Origin of the sequence: Marivirga atlantica (genome assembly GCF_016734805.1) — a bacterium.
Lineage (GTDB): Bacteria > Bacteroidota > Bacteroidia > Cytophagales > Cyclobacteriaceae > Marivirga > Marivirga atlantica.
In genome coordinates this window covers 216290-238794 of sequence record NZ_JAERQG010000002.1, presented here as the reverse complement: position 1 = coordinate 238794, position 22505 = coordinate 216290, and the positions used below count along the sequence as shown (strand labels likewise).

General features: G+C 36.8%; 17 protein-coding genes. 7 read left to right on the top strand and 10 right to left on the bottom strand.

The genetic code is table 11. The features are described 5' to 3' along the window. Window positions 1–846 (top strand): 1,4-dihydroxy-2-naphthoyl-CoA synthase, encoded by an 846-nt coding sequence (locus JKP34_RS08465; protein ID WP_201919743.1) that lies wholly within the window; start codon window positions 1–3, stop codon window positions 844–846. Between the two features lie 57 nt (window positions 847–903). On the opposite strand, the gene JKP34_RS08460 is transcribed toward JKP34_RS08465, so the two are convergent. Continuing rightward, window positions 904–1995 carry a carboxypeptidase-like regulatory domain-containing protein gene (locus JKP34_RS08460; protein WP_201919741.1) on the bottom strand — a complete coding sequence of 364 codons (1092 nt, stop codon included), beginning with the start codon at window positions 1993–1995 and terminating at the stop codon, window positions 904–906. Window positions 1996–2537: 542 nt separating this feature from the next. On the opposite strand from JKP34_RS08460, the gene JKP34_RS08455 reads away from it, so the two are divergent. Next, window positions 2538–5195, top strand: a complete 2658-nt coding sequence (locus JKP34_RS08455) for a T9SS type A sorting domain-containing protein (protein ID WP_201919739.1) — start codon at window positions 2538–2540, stop codon at window positions 5193–5195. Between the two features lie 291 nt (window positions 5196–5486). Beyond that, window positions 5487–5609 carry a hypothetical protein gene (locus tag JKP34_RS18285; protein ID WP_262895654.1) on the top strand — a complete coding sequence of 41 codons (123 nt, stop codon included), beginning with the start codon at window positions 5487–5489 and terminating at the stop codon, window positions 5607–5609. Between the two features lie 168 nt (window positions 5610–5777). Here the strand turns inward: JKP34_RS18285 and JKP34_RS08450 are convergent, their stop codons facing one another. The 3 genes from JKP34_RS08450 to sppA form a co-directional block, all read right to left on the bottom strand. After that, complete coding sequence (locus tag JKP34_RS08450; protein WP_201919737.1) at window positions 5778–7463, bottom strand: alpha-amylase family glycosyl hydrolase; 1686 nt, start codon at window positions 7461–7463, stop codon at window positions 5778–5780. A 348-nt stretch (window positions 7464–7811) separates the two neighbouring features. Continuing rightward, the gene (bioB, locus tag JKP34_RS08445; protein ID WP_201919735.1) at window positions 7812–8825 is read right to left on the bottom strand and encodes a biotin synthase BioB; all 1014 of its coding nucleotides are present in this window, start codon (window positions 8823–8825) and stop codon (window positions 7812–7814) included. A 42-nt stretch (window positions 8826–8867) separates the two neighbouring features. Beyond that, window positions 8868–10619, bottom strand: coding sequence for a signal peptide peptidase SppA (sppA, locus tag JKP34_RS08440; protein ID WP_201919733.1), 1752 nt, complete (start codon window positions 10617–10619; stop codon window positions 8868–8870). A 186-nt stretch (window positions 10620–10805) separates the two neighbouring features. Here sppA and folK point away from each other — a divergent pair, with 186 nt between their 5' ends. The 3 genes from folK (at window position 10806) to JKP34_RS08425 (ending at window position 12245) form a co-directional block, all read left to right on the top strand. Beyond that, on the top strand, window positions 10806–11294 hold the full coding sequence (gene folK / locus JKP34_RS08435; protein WP_317193667.1) for a 2-amino-4-hydroxy-6-hydroxymethyldihydropteridine diphosphokinase: 489 nt from the start codon (window positions 10806–10808) through the stop codon (window positions 11292–11294). A 103-nt stretch (window positions 11295–11397) separates the two neighbouring features. After that, complete coding sequence (locus tag JKP34_RS08430) at window positions 11398–11610, top strand: hypothetical protein (RefSeq protein WP_201919731.1); 213 nt, start codon at window positions 11398–11400, stop codon at window positions 11608–11610. 17 nt (window positions 11611–11627) lie between these two features. Beyond that, window positions 11628–12245, top strand: coding sequence for a coiled-coil domain-containing protein (locus JKP34_RS08425; protein WP_201919729.1), 618 nt, complete (start codon window positions 11628–11630; stop codon window positions 12243–12245). A gap of 203 nt (window positions 12246–12448) precedes the next feature. Here JKP34_RS08425 and JKP34_RS08420 read toward each other — a convergent pair whose 3' ends face one another. From JKP34_RS08420 to JKP34_RS08400, 5 genes are all read right to left on the bottom strand, one after another. Next, a complete protein-coding gene (locus JKP34_RS08420) occupies window positions 12449–13498 on the bottom strand; it encodes a hypothetical protein (protein WP_201919727.1) in 1050 nt (349 codons plus the stop codon). A 93-nt stretch (window positions 13499–13591) separates the two neighbouring features. Beyond that, window positions 13592–14884 carry a glutamate-1-semialdehyde 2,1-aminomutase gene (gene hemL / locus JKP34_RS08415; RefSeq protein WP_201919725.1) on the bottom strand — a complete coding sequence of 431 codons (1293 nt, stop codon included), beginning with the start codon at window positions 14882–14884 and terminating at the stop codon, window positions 13592–13594. A gap of 15 nt (window positions 14885–14899) precedes the next feature. Then, the gene (locus JKP34_RS08410) at window positions 14900–16702 is read right to left on the bottom strand and encodes a tetratricopeptide repeat protein (protein ID WP_201919722.1); all 1803 of its coding nucleotides are present in this window, start codon (window positions 16700–16702) and stop codon (window positions 14900–14902) included. A 37-nt stretch (window positions 16703–16739) separates the two neighbouring features. Continuing rightward, window positions 16740–18269, bottom strand: coding sequence for a glutamine-hydrolyzing GMP synthase (guaA, locus tag JKP34_RS08405; protein WP_201919721.1), 1530 nt, complete (start codon window positions 18267–18269; stop codon window positions 16740–16742). Between the two features lie 129 nt (window positions 18270–18398). Further along, the gene (locus JKP34_RS08400; protein WP_201919719.1) at window positions 18399–20444 is read right to left on the bottom strand and encodes a tetratricopeptide repeat protein; all 2046 of its coding nucleotides are present in this window, start codon (window positions 20442–20444) and stop codon (window positions 18399–18401) included. Window positions 20445–20543: 99 nt separating this feature from the next. On the opposite strand from JKP34_RS08400, the gene JKP34_RS08395 reads away from it, so the two are divergent. Further along, on the top strand, window positions 20544–21674 hold the full coding sequence (locus tag JKP34_RS08395; protein WP_201919717.1) for a BamA/TamA family outer membrane protein: 1131 nt from the start codon (window positions 20544–20546) through the stop codon (window positions 21672–21674). A 3-nt stretch (window positions 21675–21677) separates the two neighbouring features. On the opposite strand, the gene JKP34_RS08390 is transcribed toward JKP34_RS08395, so the two are convergent. Beyond that, window positions 21678–22478, bottom strand: coding sequence for a DUF547 domain-containing protein (locus JKP34_RS08390; RefSeq protein WP_201919716.1), 801 nt, complete (start codon window positions 22476–22478; stop codon window positions 21678–21680). Window positions 22479–22505 lie beyond the last annotated feature (27 nt).

Genomic DNA, 22505 nt, shown 5'->3' with positions numbered 1-22505 from the left:
ATGGCAACAATCAACTGGAAAACTGTAAAAGAATACAGTGATATAACGTATAAAAAAGCAGATGGCGTAGCCAGAATAGCGTTTAACAGACCAAACGTACGTAATGCTTTTAGACCAAAAACTACTGGTGAATTATTTGAAGCCATGCTAGATGCCCGTGAAGACCCTGAAGTGGGTGTGGTATTATTATCAGCAGAAGGTCCTTCTACCAAGGATGGTATTTACAGCTTTTGCAGCGGTGGAGATCAAAATGCACGTGGTGAACAAGGTTATGTTGATGAAGGCGGTGTTGCCAGATTAAATATACTTGAGGTACAACGGCTGATTCGTTTTATGCCAAAAGCGGTTATTGCTGTGGTACCTGGTTGGGCAGTTGGCGGAGGCCACAGTCTACATGTTGTATGTGACTTAACACTTGCCAGTAAAGAGCATGCTATTTTCAAACAAACTGATGCTGACGTAACAAGCTTTGATGGCGGATATGGTTCTGCTTATCTCGCTAAAATGGTTGGCCAGAAAAGAGCCAGAGAGATTTTCTTCCTCGGTAGAAACTACTCCGCACAGGAAGCTTATGAAATGGGAATGGTAAATGCTGTCATTCCACATGAAGAATTAGAAGACACGGCTTTTGAATGGGCACAGGAAATATTAGCGAAGTCTCCTACTTCAATCAGAATGTTGAAATTCGCTTTCAATGCAACAGATGATGGCATGGTTGGTCAACAGGTATTTGCAGGTGAAGCTACTAGATTGGCCTATATAACAGAGGAAGCCAAAGAAGGCCGAAATGCATTTCTGGAAAAACGTAAACCAGACTTTAAGAAATTTAAAAGAGTAAGTAATTAAATATGATCAACTCATCCTATGACTTCGAGTCATGGGATGAGTGTTTAAATTAAGCATCTACTTTATTCTATTATAGTGCACCCAGAAAGTAGAATCATAACGAGCGTCTTGAATTTCAATAATAGGATGAGCAGGGAAATCAAAGTCTTCAAATTTAATTTCATTAACTTTAGTAATTTCTTTTCCATGAAAAGGGTCTCCTTCTGATATACCTGTATAATCCATTATGCAAAAAATTGGCAAATTCACTCCTTTAACTTCATCATAATTCATCTCTAACAACACATCCTTAAGTCCATCCCCATCAGTTTCTATACTATATTTTATACGATGACTTTTTAATCGATAACCGCTTTCATAAAACTGAATTGCCCCTGAACAAGATTTGGTGTTTTCATAGATAATTTTATTAATTGTAGGATTATCAATATGGTAATAAACTGTAGTCAGCCTGCCATCTGATTGTACACTATCAACCTTAAAATCACGTGAAATTTTCCGATGAAGCAAACGAATATTTGGCCTAATGTCCGCCATAGCAAAAGAGTGAGAGGGCCATGGCAATGACGACAATCGGTCACTATAGTTTCTTTTTTGTAATACAGCAGCTTTCATTTTTCGCCTCTTTGAATAGCCATTCTCAAAAAGCATAGTAGTTACTGCCTCACTAACAGCTGTATCTATTGAATTATCTTTTACTCTGTAGCTGTAATAATAAGCATCTAACTGATAAGTCCGATCACCTATTTGTTCAGTATAAGTATCAAGCACACGACTAACTGTTTCGAAAATAGACTCTTTATTTCCCTTCACTTCAACTATTTTTAAATACAGTATGTCCGGCTCTAATTCAATAGCTAAAAGCTTATCAGTTATCGGCATTCTTACTGATTGATAGCCTACACTAGAAATTGTAATTGAATCAGCCCTTGAGTTAGCTGGGTATTTCAAAATAAATTCACCTTCTTTATTTGCCACTACGCCTAAAGTGCTATTGTTTAATTGAATATGAGCAAATGGAACTGGCAATTCTTTTACACTGTCGAATACTTTACCCTGAATTGTTAAGTAATTGGATGACTGACCATAAGTCACAAAGGGGCATAACCACATAGCCACTATTAGAGGTAGAAAAAATGAAGTCCGCATAATTTTGATTTATAAAAAACAACAATGATGATTCGAAACTAAACGTCTGGTTTAATTATTTATGATTCTTAAGAGTATTAAACAATTAGTTCTTTACAAAATTCAATTTAAGACAGATACTATTTTGTTAATTCATCAAAGCTAAAAATTCAACGCTGCCAATAAATAATCATTTTTTTAATCATTTCTTACATAAGTTTTATCGAAAAATATTTAACATTCAATTAATGAGTAATTGAAGTTCAAAATTTACTTTAAACTGTTTTAAAGCTAAATACAGACGGTTTTATACCGTGTCAATCGGTATATATGATAGATTATACTGAAAAAATATTCTTAAATAATTTTTTATTCTGTCATTAATTTTTTGTAAATAGCGAAGTCCTTGGCCAAAAGTAATGGACGAAAAATCTTACACATGGTGTTCTTCTTACACTATCTAAAGTAAGCGCTGAATTGGTCGAAAAGGACTAAACAAGTATTATTAAATGAAACATTAAATAAGAATAGTACAATTTATAACCAATAAACCTTTATTAATTATGATGAAACGTTTACTATTAATGCTAACAGCAGTGTGCTGTTTTCATTTCAGCCAAGCCCAACAACGCGAATGCGCCTCACAAGAGGTTCATGAACGCTTGTTAAAAGAAGACCCATCTTATGCGCAGCGTCAAGCGCAAATTGAAAACCTTACAAATGACTTCATTAAAAATGGAGCAGCTCAGCGTACAGAGAATGGTCAAATTATTATTCCATGTGTGGTTCATGTAGTTTATGCAAACTCTCAAGAGAACATCTCTGATGCACAAGTTCAATCACAAATTGATAGATTGAACAAAGATTTCGCTGCAACTAATAGCGACTACAATCAGGTGCCATCAATTTTCACCAATGTAAGATCAGGTGATACTGATATTAGATTCGAATTGATTGAGATCAAAAGATTCTCAAACAGCAGATCAACTTGGGGAACAAATGATGCAGTTAAGTCTGCCTACCCTCCAATTGAACCTGCTAGAATCCTTAACATGTGGGTAGCTGACATAGGTGGTGGTATCTTAGGATATGCTCAGTTCCCTGGTGGTAGCCCATCTACTGACGGAGTTGTAATGTCTCCTCAATATTTTGGTGATGCTACTGCATCAGGTGGAGGAAGCTTCTACCTATCAGCTCCTTTTGATAGAGGAAGAACTGCTACTCACGAAGTTGGTCACTGGTTAAACCTTCGTCACATCTGGGGTGATGGTGGTTGTGGTGTTGATGACTTTGTTAACGACACTCCTGTCGCAGGTGGTCCAAACAATGGTTGTCCGTCTGCTGGAACTAACAGTTGTTCAGGCGGCTTAAGCGATATGTTTATGAACTACATGGATTATGTAAATGATGCCTGTATGTTTATGTTCTCTGCTGGACAAGATGCTAGAATGCAAGCTACTTTCTCTTCAGGAGGAGGCCGTTCAGGTTTCTTGTTAGACCCAGTTTACAACCCTGGAAACCCTGGTGGCGGTACTTGTAACGATACTGAAGTTACATTTGCCCTAACAACTGACAACTACGGTTCTGAGACTTCTTGGTCAATCACTCAAGGTTCTACTACTGTAGCATCTGGAAGTGGCTATGGCAACAACCAATCTTACACTGAAAATATATGTTTACCTGATGGTGATTATACTTTCACTATCAACGATCAATATGGTGACGGTATCTGCTGTCAGTATGGAAACGGATCTTATTCATTAACTGATGGATCTACTACTTTAGCTTCAGGTGGTCAGTTCACTAATTCTGAAAGCACAAACTTCACCATTGGTAGCACAACTCCAGACCCATGCGATACTCCTTCAGGACTATCTTCATCTAACGTAGCTCAAACAAGCTTCACATTATCTTGGAATGCTGTTTCTGGTGCTGCTTCTTACGAAGTAGATGTTAATGGTTCTGTTTTAACAAGTAGCAATAACAGCATCAATGTTACTGGTGCTACTGCAGGTACAACTTATACTTGTAGAGTAAAAACTATCTGCTCTTCAAATGAAAGTTCTTATTCAGGATCTATCTCAGTTACTACTCAGTCAGGTGGTGGCGGTTCGCTATCTTGTACTTCAACAGTTTCTAGCTTCCCTTACAGCGAAGGCTTTGAATCTGGTTTAGGTGCATGGTCACAAGGTTCAGGAGATGATTTAAACTGGACAAGAGATGCCAATGGTACTCCATCAAGCAGCACAGGTCCTTCTAGCGCTGATCAAGGATCTTATTATATGTATGTTGAGGCATCTAGCCCTAACTACCCAAGCAAAGTAACTTACTTAAATAGCCCTTGCTTTGATTTAGGTTCTGCTTCTGCGGCTAACTTTACATTCAGCTACCATATGTATGGCTCAAACATGGGAAGTTTAGTACTTCAGGCACAAGCTGCTGGTGGAAGCTGGACTAACGTATGGTCAAAATCAGGTAACCAAAATAACTCATGGAAATCAGCTTCTGTTGATTTATCATCTTATTTAGGTGATGATGTTAAATTAAGATTCGTTGGTACCACAGGTAATGGATACAGATCAGATATGGCCATCGATAACATTGGTTTAAGCACTACTTCTGGTGGTGGCGGTGGAGGAACCACTTCTGTAACGGTTTCAATCACTTTTGACAACTACCCTGAGGAAACTGCCTGGGAAATAAGAAGCGGTTCTTCTGTTGTTGCCTCTGGTGGAACTTATGGTTCTCAAGCTGATGGATCAACTATCAATGTTCCAGTTGATTTAGCTTCAGGATGCTACGATTTCGTTATTACTGATGCTTATGGTGATGGTATCTGCTGTTCATATGGAAATGGTTCTTACACTGTTTCAGCAGGTAGCACAGTATTAGCTTCAGGTGGTGATTTCGCTAGTTCTGAATCAACAAACTTCTGCGTAGGTAGTGGTTCAAGAACTGCCAGCCCTTCAGTTTCAAGAGGTGTTGCTCCGGCAGGATTCAGTACTTATCCTAATCCAGTTTCATCTAAGCTGAATGTATTTACTGGTAAAATGGAGGCTTCAAACTTTACAATTACTTCTACTACTGGTAGAGTTTGGATGAAAGGTGCTCTTTCTAATCAGGAATCATCAATTGATGTATCTGAATTAGATAGAGGTCTATACATCCTAACTATCAATGATGGTGAGAATGTTGTTGTAAGAAGAATATTGAAGAACTAACATCAATATAAATCTTGTTGAAAGGAGGTGCTCAAAAGGCACCTCTTTTTTTATGCCTCGAAATTGGTTAAATTAAATACCAGACCTATCAGAATAGCTATGAAAGTAGTAGCATGGATTCTATAAATTCTTTTAGCGATCTCCTTTTAGGAGCAGGAGCAATGAAGATTCTTACACCTTAAGAAGAATTAATAGTAGCCCCTAATATAGAATGGCAACTGATTTCTCCCCTATTAGCCTCTTAATAATTGGAATACTAGAAGTTTTGGATGGTTTGGGTTTAATTATCCTATGTTTGTAAAGTCATTAAGAAGACTACTGCCATTGGCTGCATTAGTAATGGCAGGTGCCACAATTACGCATATCTGGAGAGAAGAACCCTTTTATGCTCCATCTGCACTTGATCTATTTTGACTGGTGGTACTTAGATTAAGTCGAGATATGTCGAGCCAATAAAGTTACTTTCAAATAATTACAAGAAAAATACTCAATTTATATTTCAACAACTTTGGAAATAGCTTCATATGAAACTATTTCCAAATAAATTTATTCTAAAAGTTCATTGCTTTTAGAAGCCACAATTTATATTTTTTCCAACAAAATTAATCTCCCTTTTCTTTCCAAATTGACCTTTCCATCCTCAACTACGGTTTCCTCACCTGTATAGTAGTTACGCACTTTTGTGCCCTCAGTAAAAACATTCTCTACAGATAGCTCATTAAGATTGGGCTCCATTGAAACAACAACTACATCGGTATAATTTCCTTTAGAAAAACTCCTTTTAAAGACATAAGGGCTCTCATTCAGCATTTGATGTTCACCTGCTCCAACTGATGGATGATTTTTTCTGAACTGACCAAGTTTCTGGTAGTGAGCGAGTACTTCCTTAATAGTATAGCCCTCTCTCTGGGCATTGTCCTCAATTTCATTCCAATTCATAAATGAACGCAGTTTTGCATCGCCTTCAGCTTCTGCATTGAGCTTACGCGCTGATTCATCTCCATAATATATTTGTGCTGAGCCAGGTGTTAACATTAGATAATTAGCCGTTTCAAAAACATTGGTCCTATCAGCATCAAAAGGGTGGTGATCATCATGTGATGCTAAATAATTCAACACTGTATTTCCTTTTAGTTCACCATTATTCAGAATGGCAGCATATTCACTAAATAACTTATCAGCTGTTTTTTCTTTAACTTCATACTTAAGAGAAAAATTAATAATGCTTTTAAAACCCTGATCATAAAAGTTAACTAAAGTATCTCCATCATAACCATAGTTTAATCCATTATGTATAGAATAGCCATACACTTCACCTAGCATATAAAAATCTTTGTCATCTAACTTCTCTTCCGGATGTTCAGCTTTCCAGTCTTTTAAGGCTTGTAATAACTCCTTGTATAACTCGCCCCAAACTCCGGCTTCAACATGTTTGGCTGTATCAATCCTGAAACCATCTATACCAAACTCGCGCACATAGTCTGCCAACCATTTAATAAGATAATATTTTGGAGCACGTGGGTAACCTGTTCGTTTAAAGAAAGCATCTAATTCTGCTACTTCCTTTTCATATCTACCCTCTGCCTTCCATTTGTTGATGAGCTGTTGAGGAAGTGCTACCTCCTCTTCCTTTGCTGTGAGGATATCAGGAAGATTTTCCACTAATGTACAGCTCACTGTACTTTCATAGTTTTGATAGTTGCATGAAGGAGAGGTTCTCACCCAACTCTCTGGCCATTGGGGATCATCTGGAGTAACAGGTCCTGTATGATTAAGCACCACATCCATAATTACACGAATACCGTGTTCATGAGCTGTTTTAACAAACTCAGAATAGGTTTCCATATCACCAAAATTCTTGTCTAGAGCAGTCCAATCTTTTGCCCAGTAACCATGAAAACCATAACTCTTACCCGTACCTTCATCCACATAACCATGAATTTGCTCTACAACAGGCGTCATCCAGATAGCATTTACTCCTAGCCTATCAAAGTATCCATCTTTAATTTTTTCAGTTACTCCTTTGATATCTCCCCCCATAAAGCTTCTGAGTGGAGCACCATCAGCTTTACGTCCATAATTCTGTTCATTGGTTGAATCGGCATTATTGAAGCGATCTGTTAGCATGAAATATACAGTGGCATTCTCCCATAGGAAAGGGGCTTTCAATTCTGTTTTTTCCTGAGAAAAATCTGACTTCTCATTTGTTTGTTGGCATGCAAATAGAATTGTTAAAAGTAGTAAAACAAGTTGGTTTAATTTTTTCATGAGCAATTTCGATCGAGTAAAATGGAAAAGATAACACAAAATGTGTATTTTGGAATCCATGCGCAAATTATCAATAAATTATATATGAACTTTAAATTAAAACATTTCTCCTTCTTCAAAACATCGATTTCTATTCTTCTAATTATATTAATTACTAGTCTATTTATGCTCTTCCTACCTTACAATAGCTTTAGCCCAAATTCTTATTTAATGTTATTATTGGCTTTAGTCTCATCCGGTCTAGCAATTTTAATTTTGATTATAATCAATCAAATAATGAAACTAAATAATTAAAAAAAGGCATTCCACTAATAGCAGAATGCCCTTTTTAAAATGATTCATTATATCTTATTCAGCGTTTACAGCGCTAGGAATTTGCTGAAATTCAACTCCCTTTTCTTTATCTTTAAAGGCTTTTCTTGGCTTCAAATTTAGTGTCTGGAATAATTCCGCATCTTCATTAACTTCTGGATTAGGTGTAGTTAATAATTTATCTCCAGCGAAAATTGAATTAGCACCCGCCATAAAACATAAGGCCTGCTCTTCCTTACTCATCCTTACTCTACCAGCTGAAAGCCTCACCATCGCCTCAGGCATTGTAATTCTTGCTGTGGCAATCATTCTAACCATTTCCCAAACAGAAACCTTTGGCTGCTTCTCTAATGGAGTGCCTTCTACAGGAACCAATGCATTTACAGGAACTGATTCAGGGTGCTCTTCCATAGTAGCCAATGTATGTAGCATACCAACTCTATCAGTGTGCTGCTCACCAAGTCCTATTATACCTCCTGAACAAACCGATATTTTAGCCTTTCTTACATTTCCGATAGTATCCAACCTGTCATCATAAGTTCTGGTAGAAATGATATCATCATAATGTTCTTCGGAAGTATCTAAGTTGTGGTTATAAGCATATAAGCCGGCATCTTTTAGCTTCTGCGCTTGTTCTTCGGTAAGCATACCCAATGTGCAGCAAACTTCCATATCCATAGAGTTGATACCTTTTACCATATCTAACACTCTATCGAAATCTCTATTATCTCTCACTTCTCTCCAGGCGGCCCCCATACAGAAACGAGTACTTCCATTTTCCTTTGCAATGCGTGCACTTTCTATTACCTCTTCGGTAGGAAGTAACTTATGTACTTTAACATCTGTATGATACCTGGCAGCCTGCGGGCAATAAGCACAATCTTCAGGACAACCACCTGTTTTCACACTTAAAAGTGTACAAACTTGCACCTCTTGAGGATCATTAAACTCTCTGTGAACTGTAGCAGCCCTATAAATCAGCTCTAAAATAGGCTGATTATATATCTCACTAATCTCTTCTTTGGTCCAGTTATTTCTAATTTCAGTCATTCAGTTTTAGTTGTTGAATTGATTGGTAAAAAAACGGGCAATTTATTTGATTTCCAAATCAAAAGGCATGCGAGTTTGCAATCCTCTGTTTTCCATTACATGTTTAAAGTCTTTCATATATGGAGCCATCTCTCCTAAAGTGTAAGCATCAATTAACACTTTGGTATTTCCTTCAAGGCTTTTAGCCAATTGCTGGATAAATGGTAATTTCTCAGGATAGTAAACACGCATGTAATCGTCCTCTGCTAAACCAGCGGCATTTGCTGCAATTTCTACAGCTTTATCCATATTGCCTAAAACATCTACAAGACCTTTTTCTTTGGCTTCAATACCAGACCAAACTCTTCCGGAAGCTACCTCAAGAAGTGCTTCATGAGACATATTTCTGCCATTAGCCGCCTTAGTTGTGAAATCTTCGTAAATCTGGTTTACTCCGTTTTGGATTATTTGCTGCTCTGCTTCATTTAAGCTTCTTGTTACTGTGTAAAGATTTGAATATTCTCCGGTTTGAACTCCATCAAAAGTGATCCCCAACTTAGTATCCATGAATTTTGATAAATCAGGAATTATTGAAAAAACACCAATCGAACCAGTAATTGTATTAGGATGCGCAACAATAGTATCACAACCCATAGCCATATAATACCCACCAGATGCTGCAACACTCGACATAGAAGCAATAACGGGTTTCACCTGTTTTGCCAACTGCACTTCTCTCCACATCACATCAGAGGCTAAGGCACTTCCACCAGGACTATTTATTCTTAATACTATAGCCTTGATTTTATCATCTAATCTCGCTTTTCTAATCTCTCGAGCAAATTTATCAGAACCGATAGTAGTGCCATCACCTTTTCCACTTACAATTGTACCTTCAGCCACTATAACAGCAATTCTATTAGCTTTATACTTCTCCGCAACAAATGTTTTCTCGTAGTTGGTAATGCCAATCATCGGAATATCCTGATTTTCACCAAGGCCGGCATTCTCCCTTAATAGGGCAAGTACCTCATCATAGTAAACAACATTATCTATTAAGCCATATTTTACGGCATCCTTTGGTTCGCGTACCAACATTTTGGAAGAAACATTTTTAAGATCCTCCAATTTGAGGCCTCTTGATTCAGCAACCTGACTCAAGAAGTGCCCATAAACATTGTCCAAAAGAACGCTTATCTGCTCCTTATTTGCAGCACTCATATCCTTGCGGATAAAAGGTTCTACGGCACTTTTAAAATTACCTACTCTGAAAATCTGAGGCTGAATATTTAGTTTTTCGAAAGTTCCTTTAAAGAAGGTTACTTCCGAAGCCAGACCATTGAATTCCAACATTCCTACCGGATTAAGTAACAAATGATCCGCTACAGAAGCCACATAATAACCGCCTTCTGAAAATATCTCGCTATAACTTATGATTGGTTTTTCTGAAACTTTAAATTCATTTAAGGCAACTCTTATTTCTTCAAGCTGAGCAAAACCAGCCATTGGCATTGAGGCCTCAAGATAAATGCCTTTGATATTATCATCTGTTGCAGCATGTTCAATAGATTCCAGAATAGCCTTGAGACTAACCGGTGCGGGACCGTCACCTAATGCTTGACTAAGTTCTGCAAATGGATCATCAGCAGTCATTTCCAGGATAGGTCTGTTAAGATCAATTTTTAAATATGCATTTTTAGGAACTTTTACCTCATCACCTGAGGCTGCTATGCCAACTAATAAAAAGAACCCTCCGATGCAGAATACCATGAAGGCCAGAAGCGAGGCAAAAAATATTTTAAAGAAGCTTTTCATAAAGTATAAGTTGATAAATAAAGTACTAATTAAATAATTTTATCATTTTTAATGATTTCAATTAACAAAACTGCTATAAAAGAATGGCTTATGAAAGCATAATTCTATTTTTGGTCTGATCAGCCTTTGGATGGAAAACACAAAATTGATTGCACATAAAAACATAAATTAAACTATTATTTGGAAATGATGAAGCAGGCTTTTTTACTATTGGGAACAAATTTAGGTGACAGAAACAAAAACCTATTGAGTGCCATGCAATATATTGCAGGTGATGAAATAGAAGTGGAGCAAACATCATCTATTTATGAAACTGCTGCCTGGGGTAAAACAGACCAACAAAACTTTCTCAATCAAGTAATAGAAATTTCAACAAACTTATCGTCCACAGCTTTACTTGAGAAAATACTGGCCATTGAAAAACAAATTGGTCGTATTAGAAAGGAAATGTGGGGAGAGCGAATTATTGATATTGACATTTTATATTATGCTAATGAGGTAATTAAAAGCCAAAGGTTAGTGATACCTCACACCTATCTACATGAAAGAAGATTTACTCTTGAACCTCTTCATGAAATAGCTCCGAACTTTGTTCATCCTGTTTTTAATAAAACCACCTCCTCGCTTTTAAATGAGTGCAAAGACCTTTTAGAAGTAAAAAAAATAACTCAATAGAGTTATTGCTAATCTTATTCAAACGATTGCATAATTCTGCGAAAAATATTTCTTTTCAAATTTCAAATGGTTAACTTAATGAGACACTATAACCAATTAACCTATGAAATTAAACATTCTTTTAGTAGCCTTTTTTGGTCTTCTTTTTATCACATCATGCAGTTCAGATAAGCAAAAAGAACAAATGAACAATGATTCTATAACTGTGGAAATGGAAGAAGAATTAGCCAAAGAAGCCAAAGATGAAAGTCAAAGCGCCAAGCAAGAGGCTGAAGAAGTAGAGCAGGAAGTAGATAAATTGCTAGAAGATATTTAACCAAAAACTATTTGAACATGAATATTCAAAAATACACAAGCATTGCTGGTCTATTGCTACTCATCTTTCTTTTGGGAAGTGTTAATGTCTTGGCTCAAGGTAAATCACAGGAAAAAAAGAAAATAAAATCTGAGGTTGAGAAAGAGCTTGACATCCATAAGGAAATGGATAAAGAACACAAAGCCATGCATCGAAAAGAAGGTGATAGTATGAAAAATGTGCACCATCATAAAGATGCGAGCATGAAAAAACATGAAATGCATCATAAAGGACAAGGCTCAGAAGAATTTGCTCAGCTCAAATCAGAAGAAGCCAAAAAGAAAATGATGGATGCGCACAGCAACATGATGGCTGCTAAAGAAGCACTCAAAAGGTCTGAAGCTAAGATTGCTGCTGCAAAGGAAAAAGTATATCAGGCTCAAAAGAATGGTAGCATGACTGAAGAAGAAATTGCGGAAAAGGAAAATAAAATCAGGATGGCTGAAGAAAAGATAGCAGCAGCCAGAGAAAAGATGGAATTACATCATGAAAAAGTACACGCTAAAATGATGAAAGCCAATCATAAGAAAATGGATAAAGAGAAAGTTGAGAAAGAAGTAGAAGAAACTGAAAAGGTAGAATTAGAAAAGAATTAGTTGTTTTGTTGTTTAATAGATAGTTTAAAGACCCTGACAAATGTCAGGGTTTTTTGTTTTAAAAAGCTCTAGGTCTATCATAAAGTATTCTTTTGTCTTATATTCTATAAAATGGTGAACACCAAAGCCCCTGAATTAAAAGGCATAAAAAAAGGTAGTCGAAAAGACTACCCATCATATATTATTGAATAAGAACTTATATTTTATCTACCGAAAGCTTCCACTTTGTAGTCAAGCTTAGTACCATACATTGGGAAGGTTATCTTAATTAAACCGTAAAAGCCCCTCTTTTGCAATCCGGGCCTCACGCCTATCTCTGCTGCATACCCCCAGCCTAATGTTCTGTTGAAATGTCCATCAATACCTAATCTACCTCCAAACATAAATGTATTAATGTCTCTACCTCTGTATCTGAAAAACTGCGTAGCATCACTTGGCTTATGTAGAAATTCTTCAACCGTAATTACAGGTAATATAAACAAATCCAGAAATGTGGTGAAAATATGGTCGTCAACCAGCTCTTCATAAGTTTTATCAGGCTTAGCAGCGAAATTTTTCATCCAGGTGATACCTCCACCAACGCTAAGCCCATAACCTAATACATTTCCGAAGATTGACTCGCTACCTATATTGGCTGCATTCAGAGTGTCTGATCCACCTTCCACTCCATAGCCTCGTACATTTACGCCCTGTGCTTTTATCGCTCTCGATAACTCTGATGTTGTTTCGTAATAAACTCCGCCTAATCTTGCAAAAAGTATCTCTCTTCTCTTGTTTGGAATCTCTGCTCGCTTTGGAACCTTCGCGGCCCATTGAGCACCTTCATAATTCTTTGAATAAAGTGAAATCATACTTTCTGACTCCTGTTCTTTATCCCAAATATGATAAGAGATGCTTGCTTCAGCATAAATATAATTTCGTGCTCTGCCATCAAAGTTTTCACTATTTAATGCGGCACTTCTGGCAAAGTCACTTCCCGTAAAATATGGTGTTCTTACATTGCCTTTGAAGTGCATGAAATCATTTAAATAATAAATAGCATCAAGTCCAAAGCCAGAAGTTATGTTACCAACATTGATGTCACCATACATAGGAGTAATCCCTACAAAGAGCTTATTGATATCATACGGATCATTATACATCTCTTCATAGGTAACCGTTTTATTAGCACTACCTCTACGAAACTGCGCTTCTGCCAAGTGACCCAGCCCTGATAAAATGATTAAAATGAAAGCAAACCTGATGTTTTTCACACGAATATATTTTTTTTCAAAGGTAAATATAACAATAAAATAATTTCTAAAGCTAATTAGAAGCTTTAGTTTAAGATTTTACCCTTAAATAGCTTAGCTCATGGAAGTTAAAACTTTTTTATGTGCTTCAACTATCTGTTCTAAATCTTCTGTAGAAAGCGCAGTAGATATAAACCAGGATTCGAATTGTGCCGGTGGTAAATAAACTCCCTCATCTAACATGGCCTGAAAATATTTACCAAAACGAGCTGTATCACAGTTTTTGGCCGATTCAAAATTCTCTACAGGCTCTTCAGTAAAGAAGAGGCTAATCATTGAACCAATCTGATTAATTGTGTAATTATAACCCAATGAGGCATTTACCTTTTCAATTTCTTTAGCCAAATATTTAGTTGACTGTTCTAATTGAGTATACACCTCTTCATTCTCATTAAGGTATTTTAACATTTCAATACCAGCAGACATAGCAATAGGATTACCTGACAAGGTACCAGCCTGATAAACCGGCCCCTGAGGTGATACATAATCCATGATTTCCTTTTTACCACCATAAGCACCCACAGGCATACCTCCTCCTATAATCTTACCCAGAGTAGTCATATCAGGCTGCACATTGTAAACACCTTGAGCGCCAGCTTTGGAAAGTCTGAAACCCGTCATCACTTCATCAAAGATCAGTATAATGCCATGCTTATCACATAACTTTCTTAGGGATTGAAGATATCCTTCTTTAGGCATTACACACCCCATATTGCCTGCTACTGGCTCAAGAATGATGGCCGCAATTTCATTTTCATTCTGAGCTACCAATTGCTCGACTGCTTCAAAATCATTGAAAGGTGCAGTAAGCGTATCTTTTGCAGTGCCTTTTGTTACACCAGGTGAGTTAGGTGTTCCCATAGTAGCAGCACCACTTCCGGCAGCAATTAAAAAGCTATCACCATGGCCATGGTAGCACCCTTCAAACTTGATTACTTTATCTCTACCAGTGTAACCTCTGGCCAACCTGATAGCAGACATGGTGGCTTCAGTACCTGAATTAACCATTCTTACCTTTTCTATTGAAGGTACCATTTCGCAGATTAACTCAGCCATTTCAATTTCTTTAGCGGTAGGTGCACCGAAAGAAAGAGAATTAGAAAGCGCATCAGCAACTGCTTTTTCGATTAACTCATTGCCATGACCAAGAATCATTGGACCCCATGAATTAATTAGTTCTATATAGCGGTTATCATCTTCATCATACATATAAGCTCCTTTTGCACGCTTTACAAAAATAGGATCACCTCCTACCGCCTTAAAAGCTCTAACTGGTGAATTAACACCTCCAGGGATAGACTTTTGTGCTTGTTCAAATAAAAGCTTGCTGTTTTTTAGTGTACGCATATAACGATATTATTTCTATTCTTGTGTTTCTAAGTTTAATACTTGTTCCTCCGGTAAAATGACTAAATCGAGATTCACCAACTTTAGTATAGGCACATATTGATTGTCATTCGCATTACTGTAGTTAAAGCCTTTGTAAAGATAGCCTGACTGATAACCACTGTTATATAATCCGTACTGGAAGTAGTTACCAAAATTTATAAGTTGCTCACCAAAGAAACGCATGCTTTCATATCCACTATAACTTGTCTGGCTGGGGAGTGTATTGAACTTACTTTTATAGGTTGATTTAAAATTGGCTACATTTTCTGAACTGAAATCGAAGAAATTTTGCCCGATTAGAGACACTCCTAACCTTTCTAATTGTTCAAAAGAGATTTGATTAAAATCAATCCAACTCTCCATACCAAGCACAGGCACGCTATCTCTTCTAGTTTCAACCGCACTTAATATATTGAATACTAACAATTTGTCGTTTTCTGTAGCTACCATTATATGGCCTATGCTATCTCTGGCATAAAGCAATGAGTCCCCTTCATTCACTCTTACCTTCTTTGTGTTGGCTATGTATACTTTTCCTGTATTAATTGTATCAGTATCAAACACCCCAGTCAAGGTTCTAAGTACTTCGGTAGAAGCTAAAGCTGACTTTACAGGAGTAATCCAGTTTATCTTAAATGAGTCTGCCTCTAGATACTTCTTATAGGAATAGGCAAAAATGCTATCCTGAGATCCGCTTCCATAAAAAATTGTGGCCGTCTTGTTATCAAAGTTACTTGATGCATATGTTGCTGCAATTCTTGCTCTGGTTTCAGGTGTAGAGTTAAGTAGAAAAGAGTACTTATTGCTTCCTATTACTTCCGAATTAGTTGACATCGGATTTACAAGATTGATCTTTTTCTCTTCAGAATAAGCTTTCATCAATTTTGCAGGCTCAGGATACAATGGACCTATAACTAAATCCATTTCTAACAAATCACCTGAATCAATAATTCTTTGTGTGGTAGCACTATCTCTTTTAGTATCAAAAGCAAAGAGTCTTATTCTTTCGCCATTCTTATTTAATTCAGCAGCAGCAACTTGAATACCCTGGTAAAGGTCTAATATGAATTGGTTGGCTTTGTTACCTTTAGCTGTAGAAAGCTCCTCAGCCAGAAACGGCATCATGACCCCAACATTATAAGTCTCCTTCATTTGAGAAACTTCTTGATCAATTACATCTAGATCCTCTTTATTTAACTGAAAAGATTCAATTAAAAACTCTTGAAGCTCCACAGGCCTTTCAACCAAATCTTGCTTATTTATTACTTGAGCTAGCCTTAAAGCTAAAACTGAATCATAAGGGTTAAGCTCAATCCCCTTTTGTAATAGTGCAAGGCTATCATAACTCAATAGGGCATTTGCTTCAACTCGATTAGCTATTTCTCGAATTTCTTTATTTTCAATTCCATTTAATGCCTTTAATCCTTTAAGTAAATCTCCTTTTTCTAATAGTAACTTACCATACCAAACGTTTAATTCATCACTCTTATCCCACTGATCATGGGTAATGCTCACCCTTCTGAATCGCTCTAGCGCATTAGTAGTATCTCCTAGCTGATAAGCGGAAATACCATAGAAGTAATTGGCATAGAGCGCAAACGCATTTTTTTCGTTTATCTCAAGCAACTGCTTAAAGCCATCTCTGGCCTGACTGTAGTTACCCAATCTAAAATATGCCTTAGCCTTTAAATAAGTAGCTTGGTAATCTGGCTGTTGTTGCGCCTGAGCTGCCAACCATAGTAAGGTAAATGTGGTAAGTAAGAGTACTTTTCTCATGTTTTGTATTATTTCAAACAGACTATTCTACTAAAGATTATTCCCACTCAATGGTTGCTGGCGGTTTAGAGCTTATGTCATACACTACTCTGTTAACGCCCTTTACTTTATTAATGATGTCATTAGAAACATCACTCAGGAAATCATATGGTAAATGCATCCAGTCAGCTGTCATGCCATCAACACTACCAACCGCCCTAAGTGCTACTACCCGCTCATAAGTTCTTTCATCGCCCATCACACCTACTGACTGAATAGGTAGCAATATAGCTCCTGCCTGCCACACATCATCATACAGTCCACGTTCTTTCAACATGTTGATGAATATACTATCCACTTCTTGCAATATGGCTACCTTCTCAGGAGTGATGTCTCCTAAAATTCTAATAGCCAAACCAGGACCAGGGAAAGGGTGTCTGCCTAATATTTTTTGATCAATTTCCAATGCCTTGCCTACCAAACGCACACCATCTTTAAATAGTGTTTTCAAAGGTTCAACCACTTTTAGATTCATCTTTTCAGGTAATCCTCCCACATTATGGTGAGATTTGATTGTAGCAGATGGACCTTTCACTGAAACAGACTCGATAATATCAGGATAAATGGTGCCTTGAGCTAGCCATTTCACATCCTTTATGGCCTTAGCTTCCTGATCAAATACTTCAATAAATGTCTTACCAATGGCTTTTCTTTTTGCCTCCGGATCTGATATACCCTTAAGAGCAGTGTAAAACTGGTTCTTTGCATCGACCCCTTTTACATTCAAGCCCATATGTTTATAAGAAGCTAATACTTCTTCGAACTCATTTTTTCGAAGTAGTCCATTGTCTACGAAAATACAATAAAGGTTTTTACCAATGGCATGATGAATAAGCATGGCAGCCACAGATGAATCAACACCTCCTGATAAGCCTAAGACAACTTTGTCATTACCTAATTGTTCTTTTAATTCTGCAATGCTGGCATCCACAAAAACACTTGGTGTCCAGTCTTGAGCACAATTACATATTTCAACTAAAAAGTTTTTTAGAAGCTGTTTACCCTCTGTACTATGTGTAACTTCTGGGTGAAATTGAATACCATAAGTATATTCATCGGTTACTGTAAAAGCAGCAACTTCTACTGAAGGCGTGCTGGCAATCACTTCAAAATTTTCGGGTAGCTTCTTAATGGTATCACCGTGCGACATCCATACATGTGAATTATGGCTGATACCCTTCATTAATGGATGCTGCTCATTGAAAGATGATAGTTTGGCTCTACCATATTCTCTTATCTCTGAGGGTGCCACCTCTCCACCATTCTTTTGAGCTAAATACTGAGCACCATAACATACACCTAACAATGGAACTTTGCCTCTGTATTTAGATAAATCAATTTGAGGACATTCTTCATCTCGCACAGAACAAGGACTACCTGAAAGAATTACTCCCTTTATGTCAGGAGTTAAATCAGGTGCATCATAAAACGGGAAAATTTCGCAGTAAACGTTCAACTCTCTCACCCTTCTTGCTATTAACTGGGTATATTGAGAACCAAAATCGAGGATAATAATTTGCTCAGCCATGCTGCAAAAATAACAGGAAGTAGGCTTATAGCATAAGAATTTTACACCAACCTTTTATTCAATTGATTATCAAACAATTAAAACCTTAAATACTTTATTTTTAAACGGATTTTATAATTTTATTGGGGATTAATCCATCAGCCTGAAGCCAAATATTAGGATATCATCGACTTGCTCCTCTTCACCTTGCCAGTCTTGTAAAGTTTCTTCTAAAATCTGCTTTTGGGTGTTCATCTGTTTTAGGTGGTTCTTAAATATAAGTTCCTTAAATGAACCAAACATAAATTTTTTGTTCTCAGAACCTCCGAATTGATCCATATAACCATCAGTAAATAAATAGAACTCAGAGTCAGAAGTGACGGCTATTTCATGTTTTGTAAAGCTATTAAAGTGCTTAAATTCATCTTTTCCTATTGTTGCTCTATCTCCCTTTATCTGATGAAGCTCATTATTTTGTATGTAAATTAGTGAATGGTTAGCTCCTGCAAATTCTACTATATGTCTTTTCTTATCCCACACACAAATTGATACTTCCATACCATCCCTGTTTTTGCCTTCATCTTGTCTAAGCAAGTGTATTACAGTGGATTTCATTTCACTGAGGATTTCATTGGGTTCAATAATATGCTTTATGTTGCAAATATAATTTAGCATATCATGCCCGATTAAACTCATAAATGCCCCTGGGATGCCGTGACCGGTACAGTCAGCTACTACAATTATAACCTTATCACCAAGTTCTCTAAACCAATAGAAATCTCCACTTACAATATCCTTTGGCTTATAAAGAATAAAATTCTCTGGTAAACTTTTAGTTATTCTTTCTTGAAAGGGAAGAAGCGCTGTTTGTATCCTTTTAGCATAATTTAAACTATCGGTTATACTTTTGTTTTTCCCTTCTATTAGTTCATTTTTCAGTACAACCTCCCTGTTAATGTCTTTTAAACCTTCAGCCTGAGTTTGTATTTCTTCCCGCTGTTGACGAATCTCTTCATTCTGTATCCTTAGAAGTCGGTTAATTCTTTGTTTGGCAATATTTGCTCTGTAAATGAAGAAAGCAAAAATGATAATAGCTAAAAGACAAATGGCTATAGCTGCTGTAATGACCTGCTGCTGAGAGATTCTTTTTTCCTTTAGTTCAGTATCAATTTTTAACAGCTCATTCTCCTGAATATACTTATCAGTTTCATAAATTATACGGAGGTTGGCAATCTGCCTTTGTTTTTCTTCATCAAGAATTTTTGTTTTTAATACTAAAGCGGAATCAGTATGGATAAATGCCTTATCAAACTGCTTCATCCTTTTATAAATCTCAGCTAACTTAATGTGTGCATTCATCATCCAATGGGAGGCATTCATTTGTTTAGCTAATTCTAACGACTGAAAAGCAATATCTTCTGCCGCTTGAAATTTTCCTGATTCTAAAAATATAGCAGATAAAAGCAATTGGTACTCTACCTTGCCCAGATCATTCTGATCTTCTTTAAAATACGCTAAGGCCTTTTCACAATTAGTATAGGCTATTTCAAATTGGTTTTCTTCCAGCTGAATTTTAGCCAACACCCCGTATGTATAAGCCAAGCCTTCCAAATCATTTATTTTAACAAATACTTCTAAAGCTTCATTTAACAACCTTACTGCTTCATCATATTTCCCCATCACCTGATAAACCTCGCCTATGTTGAGACAAAAAGTAGCGTACCCACCTTTATATTGAGTAGTATCTACCAAATTCAACGCCTTTTGATAAAAGCTCAATGCATTTTGATAATCCTCTTGATTAAAGTAAAGGATACCCAGACTATTGGCTGTATTGGCTATCCCTTTAGAATTACCTAAGAGCTCATTAAGTTTTAATGCCTCATGAAGTTCCTCACTGGCTTTGTCAAAATCACCCAGCACCCTATAAATTGATCCTAAGATATTATGAGCATCAGCTTCGAGCTTATTTAACTTATTAAGTTCAGCAAGTTTTAAAGATAAGCGAGCATATTGATAGGCTTTATCTATCTGCAAAGTTCTGTAGGCTACAGCTAAATTAAGGTAAATATCAGCTTTGCTGCTATCCGATGCTGTTTCTGCCATTCGCAGAAGACTATCAACCTCGTTTCTTTTTTGAGCACTGAGCGTATGTGTAAATCCAATAAAAAAAATTAACAGTAAATAGTAGCGCATGAATAATAGTTGATACCTATTTGCAACGGCAAAATATCTCAGTTAAATTAACCACATAATTAGTTTCTATCAAAGTAGCCACAGACTTAAATTAAATAATTGAAAACCTTTTTAAGCAGACTTTATCTTTCAAAGTCACTCATATTTATCATTTGTCTTTCTTCAGTATCTACTAACATTTCTGCTCAGGATAGTACCCTTCAGCAATTAGATACAGCACTATACGAAACTGATAAAAACTCATTATTTCCATTGCCTGTGGTTTATTATACACCGGAGTCCGGCCTATTCTATGGAGCAAGTATCTTGTACAACTTCTTTATTAGTAGAGAAAAGCCTATTAATCCAAGTCAAATACAATTGGCCGCTGGCTACACTACTAAGAACCAGACACTCATCTTTATACCATTTCAATTGTACTGGGATAAAAACAATTGGCGAAGTACCGGGGAACTTGGCTTCTATAATTATGCATACCCCATGTATGGGATTGGCAATAATGGTGATCCTGAAGAATTCACTACTTACAGAGCCATTTTCCCTAGAGTAAGGGCCTTTTACATGAAGCAAATTAAACCTAACCTATTTGTAGGATTAAGATATTGGTTTGAGAACTACGACATTATTGAGTGGGATAGTGCCGGTATTTTTCAGCGAGAAGATTTTAATGGTGCAGATTACAATAGAACTAGTGGTATAGGGCCTGCACTTATATATGATACGAGAGATGCGATTTATTATCCAAGAGAAGGACATTACTTAGAGAGTTATCTGGAATGGAATAATACTTATACAGGTAGTACGCATAATTATTCAATGCTTTCAATTGATTACGCGTATTATTATTCACTTTTTGACAAAACAGTGCTTGCTGCCAATGCTTTTACCATGGCTGGTTTTGGAAGTATCCCTTTTAACAGATTGGCTCAGCTAGGTGGTAATAAAAAGATGCGTGGTTATTTTCAGGGATATTTTCAAGATAAAAAACTTGCGTTGCTTCAGCTGGAATGGAGACAAGAACTGTTCTGGAGAATTGGCTTAGTCGCTTTTGGTTCTACGGGCCAGGTTGCAGAAAGTTTTTCTGACTATGGCATGAACAGATGGCATTATGCTGGTGGTGGCGGATTACGATTCACCTTTGACACCAAAAAGCATATCAATGTTCGTTTGGATTATGCCCTAGGGAAAGAGAGTAGCGGATTCTACATCTCTTTCAATGAGGCTTTTTAATGTTTATTGATAAATGCTCAATTCCGTGAAATTACCCGTAGCTAAGGTCCAGTCGTAATCTTTATATTCAATATCAGGATCAGCCTCTTGTGGGATTACCCCATACTTTCTTAAGAATCCAACTGCTCCGCCTTCATCGCTGAAATCACCTTTGAACCAGCTGAATAAAGTGGTTACGTATGCTTCCTCTTGACCAGGCTTATAATCGGTTGTTCTTTTTAGGAACTGCTCAGCAATAGCATCAAGTTCATTATCTAAATTAACTGCACTAAATACAGCAACATATGGGCAACTTTTGGCTCCGCAGTTTAAGGCAAAGTGGACTCTTCCATCTGTTTCTTCAACCCTGAATTTTTTCTCCAGCTCTCCTGCAAACGGATCTTTTAAGAATCCCATGGAAAGCTTCACTTTTGAGCCTCTAATAACCCCGTGTTCAATAAAGTCAAAGCTAAATAACTCACCGCCAATTTCAACTCTATCTTTCTTGAAGAAAGCACCTCTATCCTCAAATAAAGAAGGATCTTCAGTTAGTAGAATCTGTACGTAAGCATTATAAGTATTGATCCAGAATGCTTTTATTTCCTGATCTGACTTTAAAGCTTCGCCTAACTCATCGAGTGACAGGGCTTTCATTTCTTGAGTATATTTGGATACATCTTCCCCGTTTTTAACGGCACCTAAAAGGCGCATGCTCAATTTTACATACTCATTTTTTTCGTTAGCTATATTCCCCTGAGAATGAGCATAAAAAGAATTAGTAAGCAAAAAAACTACTAAGACTGTGGTACTGAAAAATCTCTTCATAATGAATTATTCGTAAGTTTGACTTTA

What these genes read in the sequence shown, in the direction of transcription:
- JKP34_RS08465 (WP_201919743.1), top strand. Translation starts at nt 1, where the DNA reads ATGGCAACAATCAACTGGAAAACTGTAAAAGAATACAGTGATATAACG.
- JKP34_RS08460 (WP_201919741.1), bottom strand. Translation starts at nt 1,995, where the DNA reads ATGCGGACTTCATTTTTTCTACCTCTAATAGTGGCTATGTGGTTATGC.
- JKP34_RS08455 (WP_201919739.1), top strand. Translation starts at nt 2,538, where the DNA reads ATGATGAAACGTTTACTATTAATGCTAACAGCAGTGTGCTGTTTTCAT.
- JKP34_RS18285 (WP_262895654.1), top strand. Translation starts at nt 5,487, where the DNA reads ATGTTTGTAAAGTCATTAAGAAGACTACTGCCATTGGCTGCATTAGTA.
- JKP34_RS08450 (WP_201919737.1), bottom strand. Translation starts at nt 7,463, where the DNA reads ATGAAAAAATTAAACCAACTTGTTTTACTACTTTTAACAATTCTATTT.
- bioB (WP_201919735.1), bottom strand. Translation starts at nt 8,825, where the DNA reads ATGACTGAAATTAGAAATAACTGGACCAAAGAAGAGATTAGTGAGATA.
- sppA (WP_201919733.1), bottom strand. Translation starts at nt 10,619, where the DNA reads ATGAAAAGCTTCTTTAAAATATTTTTTGCCTCGCTTCTGGCCTTCATG.
- folK (WP_317193667.1), top strand. Translation starts at nt 10,806, where the DNA reads ATGATGAAGCAGGCTTTTTTACTATTGGGAACAAATTTAGGTGACAGA.
- JKP34_RS08430 (WP_201919731.1), top strand. Translation starts at nt 11,398, where the DNA reads ATGAAATTAAACATTCTTTTAGTAGCCTTTTTTGGTCTTCTTTTTATC.
- JKP34_RS08425 (WP_201919729.1), top strand. Translation starts at nt 11,628, where the DNA reads ATGAATATTCAAAAATACACAAGCATTGCTGGTCTATTGCTACTCATC.
- hemL (WP_201919725.1), bottom strand. Translation starts at nt 14,884, where the DNA reads ATGCGTACACTAAAAAACAGCAAGCTTTTATTTGAACAAGCACAAAAG.
- JKP34_RS08410 (WP_201919722.1), bottom strand. Translation starts at nt 16,702, where the DNA reads ATGAGAAAAGTACTCTTACTTACCACATTTACCTTACTATGGTTGGCA.
- guaA (WP_201919721.1), bottom strand. Translation starts at nt 18,269, where the DNA reads ATGGCTGAGCAAATTATTATCCTCGATTTTGGTTCTCAATATACCCAG.
- JKP34_RS08400 (WP_201919719.1), bottom strand. Translation starts at nt 20,444, where the DNA reads ATGCGCTACTATTTACTGTTAATTTTTTTTATTGGATTTACACATACG.
- JKP34_RS08390 (WP_201919716.1), bottom strand. Translation starts at nt 22,478, where the DNA reads ATGAAGAGATTTTTCAGTACCACAGTCTTAGTAGTTTTTTTGCTTACT.